The following is a 14,009-nucleotide window of genomic DNA, read 5'->3' on the forward strand; positions in this document are numbered from 1 at the left end:
TATGTTATATGCAACTTATCCTACTTTCAGGAGGCTCAGGAAAACGCCTTTGGCCTCTTTCAAATGATTCGCGTTCAAAACAGTTCTTAAGGGTGTTAGATGATAATTATGGACAGCTGTCTTCGATGGTTCAGAGAGTATGGGGACAGTTATCCTCGTTAAATTTACATAACTCTACAGTTATTGCAACAAGTAAAAGCCAAGTGGATATGATTCAATCACAAATTGGGCAAGATGTTCCACTAGTTATAGAACCCGAACGGCGGGATACGTTTCCAGCAATCGCTCTAGCGGCTGTTTATCTTTACTCTATTAAAGGTGTAAGCTTAAATGAAGTGATTAGTGTGCTTCCAGTTGACCCATATGTTGATAAAAAGTTTTTTAATAGAGTAAAAGACTTGGGGGATGCATTATTAAATACAGATTCTGATTTAGCATTATTAGGTGTTAAACCAACTTTCCCTTCATCAAAATACGGCTACATTGTTCCGAAAACTGTAAATAACGATATGATCCAAGTGTGTCATTTTAAGGAAAAACCAACTGAAGAAAGAGCTAAACAACTAATAAATCAATCTGCACTATGGAATTGTGGTGTATTTTCCTTTAAATTAAATTATATTATTTCAATGTTAGAAGAAAAGGGTCTACCGATTCAATTTGATGAATTAGTAAAATTGTATGATAAGCTGCCAAAAAATAGCTTTGATTATGAAGTACTTGAAAAAACAAAGAGTATTGTAGCTTTATCTTATGATGGTTATTGGAAAGACTTGGGGACGTGGAATACACTAACTGAAGAAATGGCAACTTGCCAGATAGGTAAGGGTAAGGTTAGTAAAGACTCACAAAATACCCATCTAATTAATGAGTTAGATATACCTATAATGGTTTTAGGAGTTAGTAATGTAGTAGTTGCGGCAAGTCCAGATGGTATTCTTGTTTCTGATAAGAATGCAAGTCCTAGAATAAAAGAGATGTTAAAGGATACTGATCCTAGGCCTATGTATGAAGAAAGACGATGGGGATGGTATCGGGTTCTTGATTATACAAAATATAAAGAAACTGGTAAAGAAGTGTTAACAAAAAGAATTAAAGTTAAAAAGGGCCAAAACATTAGCTACCAAAAACATGAATTAAGGCAAGAGGTATGGACTATTGTAAATGGTCAAGGGCAAGCTGTTATAAATGGCGAGTTTAAATCAGTAAACCCTGGTGATGTTTTAACTATAGCGGTTGGTACAGAACATGCTATAAAAGCGAATTCTAATCTTGAGTTTATTGAAGTGCAGACTGGTACCCAGTTAATTGAGGAAGATATTTTGAGGATTTGCATGGATTGGGATGAGATTGAAAGGTATTGTGGAGTGGTTAAGTAAAAATGGTAAAATAATTGAAATAATTATAATGTGAAACTTTATAGGATTTTTATTAACAAACAATTTGGTGAGAAAATTTTGGTTAAATGGGGGTTTAATGGAATAAATATAATATTTTATTATAATTTACTTATTTCCTTCACAATTCTTTCTGAAAAGAAAGTTTGGTCTGTGATCTCTCGTTTCGATTTGCTATGCTCTATCTAAATTGTTTTATCAATGGCTAATGGCAACCAAGGTGAACATATTATCTGCCGCTTTTAGCCATTAGTTGATACATGGAACATCAGATATTACTTAAAACTTTTAATTGGCATATGAACAATTACTAGGTGGTTTTTATGAATAATAAAAATGAAGATCAAAAGGAATTTGGTATAGGACTTGCTTTAGCCTTTATACTACTGGCAATGTTTATTTATCTAAATCATGATTACTTAGGAAATAAAGACTTATCATATATAATTTCTGCTATTTTAATTTCTGTTGGTACAATAGGACTTGGAACTGAATTGGAAAGTGAAAATAAAAAATTTGGATTTGATAATTTGGGAATTGGTTTAGGGCTTTTAGTAATATGGGCTTTATTACACTATTATTTTCCTTACACTTTGATAAATTGGGTAATTTCATTCTTATTATTCTTTGCTTTTGTTGGTATTTTTAGTGGTATTGTAAGTTTATTGGTGAAATTGGTTAACACTAGGTCAGGAAAGTCATTAATCTATAAATTACCTGTAATAATTACCCAAATAGGAACTGCTGTTTTAACTGTATACCAAATAATGAAAAAGTTAAACTTGCTTTAAATTTTATTTTTAATAACTAATTTTAAAGAAGGCGGATTGTGTATATAGGTCTTATTTAATTAAAAGGTCGGCTATTTTCTAGGATATACAATATTAGTTTGCTAATTCTAATTTAAACTAAATCCACAAAGAAAGGGCGGCCCTTTTTTCTGCCCTATACTCAGTGCTTACCGAAGTCCTGTAATTGGTTTTAGGCAGGGTTGGGGAACTATACCAATTTGGAGTTCCCTAGATGGTATGCTTATTAGCCTATTAGAGCAGTATGGTCTATAAGTTGTAATTGAATTTTGCAACGTTTAGTATATTTGGTACTAAAAATACAGTCTAAAAAAAGGAGGCCCGGATAAAGAGTTAGGAAACTTATAAAGAAGTCTTATCTACCTTGAAAAATCAGTGCTTTCTAAAAGAGCCTAAAATTATTATTAAAGAACATCGTAATCCTTAACGTATTTTCCAGGCTGTTTCATAAATGGGACACTTAAAACCTTTTCACCTTGAAAATAATTCCTGGTTAAATAGTCCCGTGTCAAATCAATAATTTAGATTTTCAGTATAATAACTTTAAAATGGCTTTTGTTTATTTGGAAGGTAAAATCATTAAATCATTTTTACCAGATATTGATTTAATTTAAAATAAGGGGATAACAATGAAGATTAAAAGTTTATTTATTAAAGGTCTTTATGAAAAAGAATATACTCTACATTTCAATGATGATGTAACTATTTTCTATGGAATTAATGGATGTGGAAAGACAACTATATTAAACATTTTATCAAGTATAATATCAGGAAAATTAGAAAGGCTTAACAGATATGTGTTTGAATATTTAGAATTAATCGCTTTCGATTCAATTAGGAAAATGCATAAAATTATTATTTCCTCTCAGATCATTAATAAAAATGAAAATTGCTATGAAGTAATTTACGAAGATCATCAATGCATTATACCCCATGGTTCTAATTACGAAAGAGAGACTTTTGAGAATGATGTAGTACATGGTAATTTTTATATGCAAGAGAAAATAAAAAAAACAATATATAATGAAGACCTTACAAAAGGTAGTATAAATGATATGAAAAGTAAAATAAAGGAAAATTTTTATCATCTTTATTTGCCAATATCAAGGAAAAATATTTCAAGTTTAGAACTATATGATGAAAATAGGCGAACTCATAGTCAAAGGAGACACCATTTTGGGCAAATATCTGGAAGTTCATTAGACTCCATTATTAGAAGTGCTGTTTCATTATTAAGGGATTATATCGCAAAACTTATACAAAAGGAAAATGATATTCTAGAAAGGTTAAAGAAAGATGTTTTAACAAAAACTACTGTTTATAACGATATTAAGACGGTAGACTTAAATATTAGAGAAGAAATAAATATAGATGAATTAATAAAAAATAATGAAAATTTAAAATTTGACTTACCAGTAGAAAGCGATTTAAAAAGGATAGCAAATAAACTTAATACATTAAGAGACTCTTTTAGTATACTTCAAGATGGCCAAATTAGTATAAATAATGCACTTGATTTTGCAAATTATATATCAGCTACTTCTCAATTAAAAAAACTAAATGAAATTGCACTATTAATTAATAAGGCTAATGAAGAAAGGAAAAAAATTCGAGGTCCAGTTACAAAGATGCTTGAGGTTATTAATGGCTTCTTTTCAGATGCTGGTAAAGAAGTCTTTATACAAGAATCTACACGAACTATAAAATTTAGAAGAATAGGCAGTGAAAAATCAAATCTAGTAGGACATATGTCATCGGGGGAAAAACATATATTAATATTTTTTATTTTTTTGGTCTTAGATTTAGATCAAATTGGTAAAGGAGCTTTAATTATAGATGAACCTGAGCTTTCACTACATGTTGAGTGGCAAAATAAACTTTTAAGCAACTTAGTTAATCTTATACCGAATGCACAATTAATATTAGCTACTCATTCACCAGAAATTATTGGAGATCGAATTGATAAGTGTGTAGAAGTACGAGGTGAATACAATGAATAGTCTTCCTATCCATAATGATATATCTAAACTCGCTCTAAGTAAATTATACTCGTCATATAATGATATAACAATATACGTTGAAGATGAAAAAATTGTCCATGCATATTTAAAATTATTTAACGAATTATTTAAAAATGAATTAAAAATAAAAAGGGTATTCTCTCTTAAAGGAAAAGGAAATATAATAAGGGCTTTAAAATCATACCGATCAAATCAAATTAGCCTCCCTAGTCCATGTTTTTTTATTGTAGACCAAGATTTAGATCCCTTTTTAGAAATCGAGAATCTTGAAGACGAATTATTAATTTATTTAAAGGAATATTGTATTGAAAATTATTTAATAGAAGAGGTTGCAGTGCTTCGTGCATTACAATGGAAACTTTGTTTACCGATAGAGGAATTGGGGAACATTGTACAATTTCAAAAGTGGTTAAATGAGATCAGTCTTGCTTTTTTACCATTATTTATCGCGTTTATTATTTGTAGAAAGCATAAACTTGGTGAAAACGTTCAATTATCTCCATATAAATTTATTGAAGATAATGGTTATAAAGTCGACAATAAAAAAGTAGAAAAATATATTAATAAATTAAGACAAAAATATGTTCAAAAAGGGATTGGGTCTATTGAACGATTTGAAGATGAATATGAATATATAAATGTATTAATTCAAGAATTGGAAGCACCTTTTTTTAAATGTCTTATATCAGGTAAATATTTATTAGCCAGTTTACTTAGATATGTAAAAAAAATTAGTAAGAAGTCAATAGATGAAGATTTCTTCTTTGGACATTTAGTCGAAAACTTTGATATAAGTAAATTTCAATTTATAAAAGATCATATCCTTAAATTAGTTTTTAATTGAACCAATTCCATAATTCTATAGGTTAAAAGGATAGAGGATCGCAGAACTTAACTACTTCCTAATTGTTAGACACAACTAGCAATTAGAGGAGTAGTTTTTTTAAAGGGGAAGACTAGTAAGCGGCAAATAGTGGGATTTCAAGTATACTTTATTCATTACCATTAGGACGTAAACAACCCCGAGAGAACTTAAAAATAGGCAGAATTACTAAAAAGAAAGTAGGGTTATATTATGTGGACAAAGCCCGTAAACATTATATTTTCGGGCTTAGACACGGTTGCTATACCAAATTTGTATCTAAACTGATTACGGCCACGGAAATGTACCAGCGATGACATATTTATTACCAATCCCCGCCATTAAATTTAGCATCGAATGACAGTCTTTTTACCAGTCTTCATTCAGAACGCTATACTTTTATGAATAGAGCCAGAGCCACAGTGCAGCTGCTTGCCATTGACTATAACGCCCGATTCTTTGCAGACGCTGGAAGGGGAAGGGGCCCCGCCAGCGAATGCTTAGAATCAATTTGTCCGTGTTATCGTGTTTGAGCATGTGTGCCTCTTAGGCATTATTTATGCCACACCTACGATAGTTCCACAACACGGACAAAAGTTAGGTCAATGGTGGCAGACTACCGAATTTGCACTGCTTTGGGCAAAGTAGAGTAGCCCATTTACTGTGTGGTAAAGTGGGTGGCGTCACTTGGTAAATTGTTTGTCAAACACTGGTACAAATGATGGCAAAGGTGGTAAAAAACGCTGGCCGTAATCATCTAAACTACCTTGTCGTTTACTCTCTTGTTCTCTCGACATTCCGAATCGTTTCCGCCGTTGAAAGTCTTAAAGCCAAGCTCATCCAATAAACGAACCCACTTAGAACGGCGACAATCAGCTCTCCTACGCCAGTCTTAAAAAGATCAAGTCCCCCATCATACGGGCCAAAGAAACTTATGATTGCCAGGCCCCCGAGCCAAATCGGAATCCAAGAAGCCGCCTTAAGGTGAAGAGGAGGAGTTGATGGGTTTTTACGGGCAATAAAGTTATAAATGCCAAATAAAATAAAACCTATTAGAATAGATATAAAGAGCCTAGAGTTTGTGTGCCAACCCGTCCAATACACAATAAGATTCGATGATAGGAAGGCTGCATATCCAAGAACATCGGATCCCGGAGCACGAAATTTCCGCGGCTGGTCTGGTAACTGTCTTCGCAACGCGGCAAATACCAGCGGGCCAATACCGAATGCAAGGATCATCGCCGAGGTAGTAAAACCAATAATTTCTTTCCAAGAAGGAAACGGAAGAAAGGCGATGCAACCAATAATAAACATAAGTAGAACTGAAATCCAAGGCACACCCTTTTTATTGAGCTTGCTCAATATCTGCGGCGCGTTCCCAGCCCTCGCTTGCGAGTACGACAATCTGGCAGTAACTGACGCATATATTAATCCAGTGTCTGCGGGAGAAATGATAGCGTCGATGTACACGATGATTGCAAGCCAGCCGATGCCGAGTATCGTCACAAGGCTGGCTAACGGACCTACTGACCCCTCAAATGATAATTTAGGCCAACCGCTGCTTAGAAAATGGCTTGGTGTTGCACCAATAAACGCAACTTGAAGTCCGATATACAATATCAGACACAAAACCACGGATCCAATCACCGCGAATGGCACATTTCGCCTAGGGTTGTTTGTTTCCGCCGCAAACTCGATACCTTGCCGGAACCCTAGAAACGAAAATACGATACCTCCAGCCGGAAGGGCCTCCAGCACCGATGAAAATCCGCTTGGAGCGAAGCCACCAAATCTTGGAGAGTAGAAGTTTTGAAGATTAAAGGAAGACAAGATAAGGATAACAACCAGCATCACAAGGGCACATAGTTTCCACCATACTAAAACATTGTTTATCCGGGCGAATAGTTTAACCCCTAATACGTTAACCAAACTAAATAGTGCCATGAGACCAATCGCAATGATAAGGCCAATTGACGAAAGTGAGGATCCCCCGGGTCCCCCTTTTACCAGCCACGGAAGGTAGTTGCTCGAATATTGAAGCGTTGCCAATACTTCCGTAGGTGCAGCCGTAACTGCAGAGATGTATGTCAGCCAACCACCGGTAAAACTCACGGTCGAACCGAATGAATACTGCGGAAAGCGTATCACCCCTCCAGATACGGGGAATATAACGCTTAACTCAGAATAGACTATCGCGATTACAAGTATCATTATTGCCGCTAAAACCCATGATATAATTGCAGCAGGGCCAGCCAGTCTCGCTGCGTTAAATGCAGCGAAGAGCCACCCTGATCCGATTATGGTTCCAACGCTGGTAAATAATAACCCGTTTTTTCCAATATGACGTTTAAATCCAATATCATTTGGTACCTTCACCTTAGTAGGAGGTGAGGATGAGGTTTTCTGATGTTCCATTTAGTTTGTTCCTCCTCATGCTAGTATCAATCTTGTTGATCAATGGGGTTGAACCTTTGAAACATAAAGCTTCTATCATTCTTTTAAATCAAAAAAATTTATTCTCAGTTTCCTGATTATATTTTTTCTTTTATCCCAGATCTTTTGCTGAGAGCTGCAGTTGGGATGCTGTAAAGGGTCTGGGACAGTGTGGGCGGAGCTTTACCCTTGACTGAATAGACAATCTGGCTGCAATTTCAGAAGAGACAAACAGGAAATCAAAATGATTGCTGGATTTTATAGATTTTTTGATAACATTGATGGGAAATAGGGGAGGCCGTGCCTCCTCCTTATTTCATTTTTTATAGGCAGGATCAATAACTTAATCAACTCGATATAGGTTTAAAAGAAGCCTTCCTTTACTATGAAGAAATTTTGTTAAGAGCCTGAATAAAGTCAGAGCATAGATCGCCTGCATCTTCACATCCAATCGAGAGACGAATTAAATTCTGACGTTTCGGCATAGGATAGACAAGACTCCGGACGTCACCAAGACTAACCGCTATAGCTGAGAGTTCGAGATTCGCCGCAAACGCCTCCATCGCTTCAGCTCCTCCGTGTAAGCGTAATGCGATCATTCCTCCGTTCCCGTCACGAAGCAGCTTTTGGGCAACATCATAATGGGGATGACTTTTAAGTCCGGGGTAAAGGACGAATTCAACTTCCGGACGTGATTCAAGAAGTTCTGCAACCGCTTGCCCGTTCAACGAATGTGCCCGCATTCGGAGAGGAAGTGTACGAAGGCCGCGAAGTATCAACCAGGAGTTAAACGGACTAACAGGAGCGCCCAAATTGTCCAAATAATAACGCACCCGGTCAACAAGACTCTTATCTCCAGCGACAGCACCTGCCAGCGCATCCCCATGGCCCGCTATGTACTTTGTTGCTGAATGTACGACAAGGTCGGCACCAAACTCTAGTGGACGTAATAAATAAGGAGATAAAAAAGTATTATCGACGATAAGGTACAGGCCATTCTCATGTGCTATTTTGGAGAGATTCGGTATATCAGCAACATTCATGTGTGGATTAGACAAGGACTCGACGAAGATGGCCTTCGTATTTGATCGTATATGTTCTGTTACGTCTGCGATATCATTGGTGTCAATCCGTGTTACTTTAATACCTTTTGCATCAAATACATCATCTAAAAGACTCTGAGTTATCGTAAAAAGGTCAGACGAAGCAATACAATGATCTCCCGCATTTAAAATGCTTAACAGCGCTGTAGCACAGGCCGACATGCCCGAGGCTGTCACAACGGCATCCTCTGCCCCCTCCAGTGATGCCATCTTTTTCTCCAACGCTGCCGTTGTCGGATTCCCGGTCCGGCTGTAAAAATAAGTGTCGGGGGTCCAACTCATTCCTTCATCTACGGCGGCTTCTTTATCTCGTGCGGACTCGAATGCAAATGTTGAAGTTTGATAGATCGGTGTGTTGAGCGCCCGTGTCACAGAATCAACTGATTCACCTGATTGAATGGCACGTGTCGAAAACGCCCATTTTTCTTTTTGCATGGAAGTTCCTCCTTTAACATTAGCCAATTAGCATTGACAAAGTGGTATTAACTGATTCCCATGATAGCGAATCCATCTATACCTGGTTAAACTAACGTGGGATCGAGCCGTTCATTAACCTGAATCCACAAAGCAAAAAGGCTTAATCCTCTTAAGGAGATATCAAAATCTACAGGAGGGTGTACCAATCTATCTCGTAAAATTTAAGATGAAGGCAAACAATTTTGATAACTCCCAAAAAACGATTAAAATGGCACTTTCCTCTTGCTTTCGGGACCCGTCATTCATGTAAAAATCCCCAAATACTGTAGAACCTTTTACACACATCTGAAAGGCAATCATCGGTTAAATAGGTGCTTGTATTTATGTATATCTTTCTTAGATATAAAATATGAAGGGGATTGTACCAATATAGTTTAAAACTTCGGGTGTTTTATCAAAACGTATATATTATCAATACCGCAATCCTCTTAAAATTAGGTATCTAAATTTATAAGCTTAAATAAAGTATAGACCGATATATTTTTTTGCTCCGTTTGAATGTCACCGAGATACTTTTCATCAAGATCTGACCATTTTTCTAATCTTTGAATTGTCCCCATCCGATGAACAGATGGGGACTATACTTAGACATAAAGCTTCTTAGTTATAAAACTCAGGCCTTCTATCAGCCACGCTTGGCAATTTTTCTCTCACACTATTTATTCGGTCAGGACTAACCTCCGAAATAATAAGTGTTTCTTCCTCTCCAGCATTAGCTTTAACCACACCCATTGGATCTATAATCATGCTTTGACCTGAAAAAATATTATCGACTTGGTCAGCTGCAAACACATAGACAGTATTTTCAATAGCTCTTGCACATAGGAGAGTTTTCCAATGATATTCCTTCATTGCTCCTGCAACCCAACCTGAAGGAATAAAAAGGAAGTCAGCGCCTTTAAGTGCTAATCGCCTGCTGATTTCTGGGAATCTTACTTCGTAACAAACCATCATTCCAACTTTACCAAACTCGGTATCTACAACTTCCTGAGCATCTGTTCCAGGTATAATATAGTCAGACTCTTTATAGTTGAAAGCATCGTATAAATGAGTTTTATGATAGGCTTGTAATAATTCGCCAGATCGGTTAAGAAAAATGGTTGTATTATATACTCTGGAATCCTCACTGGGCTTTGATTCGTGCACGCCGCATATGACGTATATTTGGTTTTCCTTGGCGCACTTTGCTAATCCGCTTACAAATGGGCCGTCTAAAGGTTCCGCTATATCTGCATACGTCATATGCGATGAGGAAGGAATAAAAGCCATATACATTTCGGGTAACAGGATAAAGTCTGCCCCTGAATCTTTAGCTTGCTTAATATATTTTCTTGCTTTCTCTAAATTAGCGGTTTTATCCGAACTTGACTTTAATTGAGCAACAGCTACTTTCATTTAAAATACCCTCCTAATAATTAGCGGTTTGTAAAATATTAAAGTGTTTGATTTGATATATCCGGATTTTTTATGATTATTTCATCACTCTTTAGAAGTGGTTTATCAGGTTTTATAAGAAGCCACGACATAGCGCCAAGTACACCCATTACGGTTATCAGCAAGATACCTATTGTCCAACTTCCTGTAAGGCTAACAATTTCCAAGACTAAAATAGTTCCAACTGCTGTTGAAGCGTTCCCGCAAAAGTTAACAAATCCTGATAAGGAGGCGTTGTGTTTACCTCCGATGTCCTGAACTGCAGACCAATTCGGGACTTGAATCATACCGATGCCAGCCATTGAAATCATTAAGAAAATAGATAAACTTATTACCGAACTCGCTTGTATGGCCAGCCATAAACATCCGGAACTGATAACGAAGCCAGCTATTCCGAAGGGAACACGTGAAAGGTAGCGGGAATTAGTTTTTTTGTAAACAAAATCAATGATATTGCCCATAACAAAAACACTAATAGCGAGCGCAATCCAAGGTAAAGCGGCTACGATGCCTATTTTTCCAATGGTTAATCCGCGGGATTGAACAAGAAATGTAGGAAGTAAAGTGATATAAAAACTTTCAATTAATACTAAACAAAAATATTGAAAGCCGATCGCCCAAAACTGACATTTGCTAAAATAGACTTTCCAATCTTTCCATGATGTTTTAACTTTAGTATTGTTTTTCGATGGGTCCGGCTCTTTGCCCTCATTAATCAATTTCAATTCTTCTTGATTGACACCTTTATGTTCATGAGGACTATTCCGAAAGCTAACATACCAATACACGCCAACGGCAATACCAATAATGCCGTAGCCATAGAATCCCCATTGCCATCCAAAATGAGAGACAATCCAAGCCGTTAATGTTGTGCCAATCGCGGCAGCTAAGTATCCGGAACTTAGAAAAATTGAATTTGCCTTTGCCTTTTCTCTTTTAGGAAACCAATTGTTTATAGCATTAATTCCCCCAGGAATATCCGCTGCTTGAGCTATGCCTAATAAACCGCGGAATATCAGTAATAAAATAAGTGTTGAGGCAAAAGGTGTAATCAGGGTACACAAAGACCAAAGAATACCGGCGATTGCAACTGCTTTGCGGGATCCAATGCGTTGTACCCAAATCCCAGCAGGTATTTGGAATAGTGCATAGGTCCAAGCAAAGGCCGATAAAACAAGACCCATTTCTGCTAAACTAAACCCAAAATCTTTTTGAATTAATGAAGCGCTTACACTAATGTTGATACGATCCATTTGCATCATTAATTGCATAGGAAACATAATTAATAATACAATGCGCCATCTGACGTTAGTGGTTTTCATTCAACCCCATTCCCCTCAAACCTTATTTAGAAAAATATTTATCGGCACCGCTGAGAGAGGCGAGACTTACTCCTTCATCTACCTGTCGCTTCATTTCTATCTCCGCATCTTGCTTTTCAATAGCCGTTCTAGCATATTGCTCCGCATCTTTTGGATTAATGGCGAATACTCCGTCATCACTTGCGACAATTAAATCACCTGGGCTAATGCTTGTGCCGCTTACACTGACTGTCGTATTTATTTCTCCTTCAATACCAAGAATTCTAGTTGTTAAAGGACTGATACCGAGTGAGAAAATGGGGAGGTTAAGTTCTAAAATTTCCGGAACGTCATTAATACAACCTGATACGATGACACCAGCGACTTGCTTTGCCTTTGCAGCATAAGAAACCATTCCTCCCCAACAAGAACGCTGCTCATCACCAGACATATCTACAACGATGACATCACCAGGTTCTACGAAATCCATTGCTTTATGGACGGCAGTTGAGTCCATATGAGGAATTCTGACTGTAACGGCATTTCCTGCGAATTTTATTGGGCGATATAGTGGTTTCAATCCTTTCAGGAAGCCAAAATCTGTCATATGGCCAATGGTAGATGGATCGACCTTTTGATAGAGGTCAATAAGTTTTGAATTGACTCCTTGAACTCTTGGATGAATACGAAACATCTTTAAACCCCCATTTTATTAGTATTGTTTTTTATTAATAGATGAAGTGAAGGTACCTAAGAAATAACTGAGTTTTTTTCTTTAATATGCCATTTTTGCAGTAAAAATTGTACAATGCGGTCAACAGACCTATTGACTAAAGCTTCACCTTTTTCTTTGGTCCCTAATGTTGCATTACCTATTGTTCCTGATGTTGTGCTTTTATCATAGTTATTGTATTGAATAAAATCAGAGAATTGGTCGTTGGATTTTGGCGGTTCATTTACCCATTTTTCTGTATCTACCAGATGAGGATAAAGATACATTAAGACAGATGTGCCTGCTTCGCTTGCATGAGCGTGAGCCAAATCACCAGATTCGATGATCCCTTTATCTAATGATTTTATAAAACGCCAATAATCAATTTGTGCACACCGCACTTCATTTTCCCGTTGGATATTGTGAGCAATTTGACCAATAATAGGGACATTGCCAAGATGAGTATTAATAAATAAAAAGTCTTTGAAACCCCATTTTCTCAAACTTCTTAGTGCGTCAGTTAAATAGGCTTTAAAACTTTCCGGTTGAATAGTAATCGTTCCGGGAAATACATCCAGCATGGCGGAATCACCAACTTCCAGCGTAGGACCAATAATTGCATTAACCCGTTCAGCTACAAGTTCAGCAATTTTAACTGAAACTAAAGTATCAGAGCCAAGGGGCAAATGCGGGCCATACACTTCAAATGCCCCTGAAGGTATAAGAACAAGATCAGTTTCCTTTTTTTTGTCCTCAAACATTTTCCAACTCATCTCTTTAAGAAAATTAGTTTTAACACTCATTTTCACATCTCCTCATTTTCTGTTTTAAACAAGTGATATTTTACCGCTCTTGATGTGTTCTTCTAATCTGTTAACTGCCAAATGATGGTTTTTCCTTTTCAATGCATCAATAATCTCAATATGACCTTGAATAAATGTCATCATATTTTGCCGTTTAATTAAGAAACACTTTGAGTTATAAAAAAGCCTTTCACGTATATTAGACATCGTTTGGATAAACAAACTATTACCTTCAACTTCCAATAGGTATTGATGGAAATCAGCATCGAGTTGTGCAAAGTTAAAAAAATCTTGCTTTTCACAGCAAATCTTTTGTTCTTCAATCATTTCAAATAGAGTATTAAAATGATTTTCAGTTAACAAGTCAATTGTTTTTTGAATTGAAAAGGTTTCAATAGCAATACGTGCATCATAAAAGTCATTTATCTCTTTAATGGACAACTCTTGAATAATGATTCCTTGATTAGAAACAACTTTTAAAAATCCCTCATGTTGAAGTCTTTGAAGTGCTGCAACAATTGGTGTTCGACTCATGCCAAGTTCTTCAACCAGTTGATTTTGTGAGGTGACATTTTCTTCTGCAAAATCGCCCCTCATAATACTTTGTTTGATTTTTTGATATGCAACTTCGTTTAAAGCTGGGCCTTTTTTCATATC

The 14,009-nt window shown here is 36.4% G+C and carries 11 protein-coding genes; 4 read left to right on the forward strand and 7 right to left on the reverse strand.

Features of this window, described 5'->3' with window-relative positions; all coding sequences use genetic code 11:
• Positions 1–8 precede the first annotated feature (8 nt).
• The 4 genes from ACFQRG_RS08435 (at position 9) to ACFQRG_RS08450 (ending at position 5,071) form a co-directional block, all read left to right on the forward strand.
• Positions 9–1,379, forward strand: coding sequence for a sugar phosphate nucleotidyltransferase (locus tag ACFQRG_RS08435; RefSeq protein WP_380965446.1), 1,371 nt, complete (start codon positions 9–11; stop codon positions 1,377–1,379).
• Positions 1,380–1,720: 341 nt separating this feature from the next.
• Complete coding sequence (locus ACFQRG_RS08440) at positions 1,721–2,188, forward strand: hypothetical protein (protein WP_380965447.1); 468 nt, start codon at positions 1,721–1,723, stop codon at positions 2,186–2,188.
• Positions 2,189–2,835: 647 nt separating this feature from the next.
• Positions 2,836–4,206 carry an AAA family ATPase gene (locus tag ACFQRG_RS08445; RefSeq protein WP_380965448.1) on the forward strand — a complete coding sequence of 457 codons (1,371 nt, stop codon included), beginning with the start codon at positions 2,836–2,838 and terminating at the stop codon, positions 4,204–4,206.
• Positions 4,199–5,071 (forward strand): DUF4435 domain-containing protein, encoded by an 873-nt coding sequence (locus tag ACFQRG_RS08450; RefSeq protein WP_380965449.1) that lies wholly within the window; start codon positions 4,199–4,201, stop codon positions 5,069–5,071. The genes ACFQRG_RS08445 and ACFQRG_RS08450 overlap by 8 nt, the downstream gene beginning before the upstream one ends.
• Before the next feature lie 792 nt (positions 5,072–5,863).
• Here ACFQRG_RS08450 and ACFQRG_RS08455 read toward each other — a convergent pair.
• From ACFQRG_RS08455 to ACFQRG_RS08485, 7 genes are all read right to left on the reverse strand, one after another.
• Positions 5,864–7,504, reverse strand: a complete 1,641-nt coding sequence (locus ACFQRG_RS08455; RefSeq protein WP_380965450.1) for an APC family permease — start codon at positions 7,502–7,504, stop codon at positions 5,864–5,866.
• 401 nt (positions 7,505–7,905) lie between these two features.
• Entirely contained in the window at positions 7,906–9,087 is a 1,182-nt protein-coding gene (locus ACFQRG_RS08460) for a trans-sulfuration enzyme family protein (protein WP_380965451.1), read from the reverse strand.
• Between the two features lie 615 nt (positions 9,088–9,702).
• On the reverse strand, positions 9,703–10,497 hold the full coding sequence (locus ACFQRG_RS08465) for a carbon-nitrogen hydrolase family protein (protein WP_380965452.1): 795 nt from the start codon (positions 10,495–10,497) through the stop codon (positions 9,703–9,705).
• A 38-nt stretch (positions 10,498–10,535) separates the two neighbouring features.
• Complete coding sequence (locus ACFQRG_RS08470; protein WP_380965453.1) at positions 10,536–11,858, reverse strand: MFS transporter; 1,323 nt, start codon at positions 11,856–11,858, stop codon at positions 10,536–10,538.
• A gap of 22 nt (positions 11,859–11,880) precedes the next feature.
• The gene (locus tag ACFQRG_RS08475) at positions 11,881–12,531 is read right to left on the reverse strand and encodes an RraA family protein (RefSeq protein ID WP_380965454.1); all 651 of its coding nucleotides are present in this window, start codon (positions 12,529–12,531) and stop codon (positions 11,881–11,883) included.
• Positions 12,532–12,587: 56 nt separating this feature from the next.
• The gene (locus ACFQRG_RS08480; protein ID WP_380965455.1) at positions 12,588–13,352 is read right to left on the reverse strand and encodes a creatininase family protein; all 765 of its coding nucleotides are present in this window, start codon (positions 13,350–13,352) and stop codon (positions 12,588–12,590) included.
• 24 nt (positions 13,353–13,376) lie between these two features.
• Complete coding sequence (locus ACFQRG_RS08485) at positions 13,377–14,006, reverse strand: GntR family transcriptional regulator (protein ID WP_380965456.1); 630 nt, start codon at positions 14,004–14,006, stop codon at positions 13,377–13,379.
• Positions 14,007–14,009: the final 3 nt, after the last annotated feature.

Source organism: Scopulibacillus cellulosilyticus (assembly GCF_042665295.1).
GTDB classification, from domain to species: Bacteria; Bacillota; Bacilli; order Bacillales; family Sporolactobacillaceae; genus Scopulibacillus_A; species Scopulibacillus_A cellulosilyticus.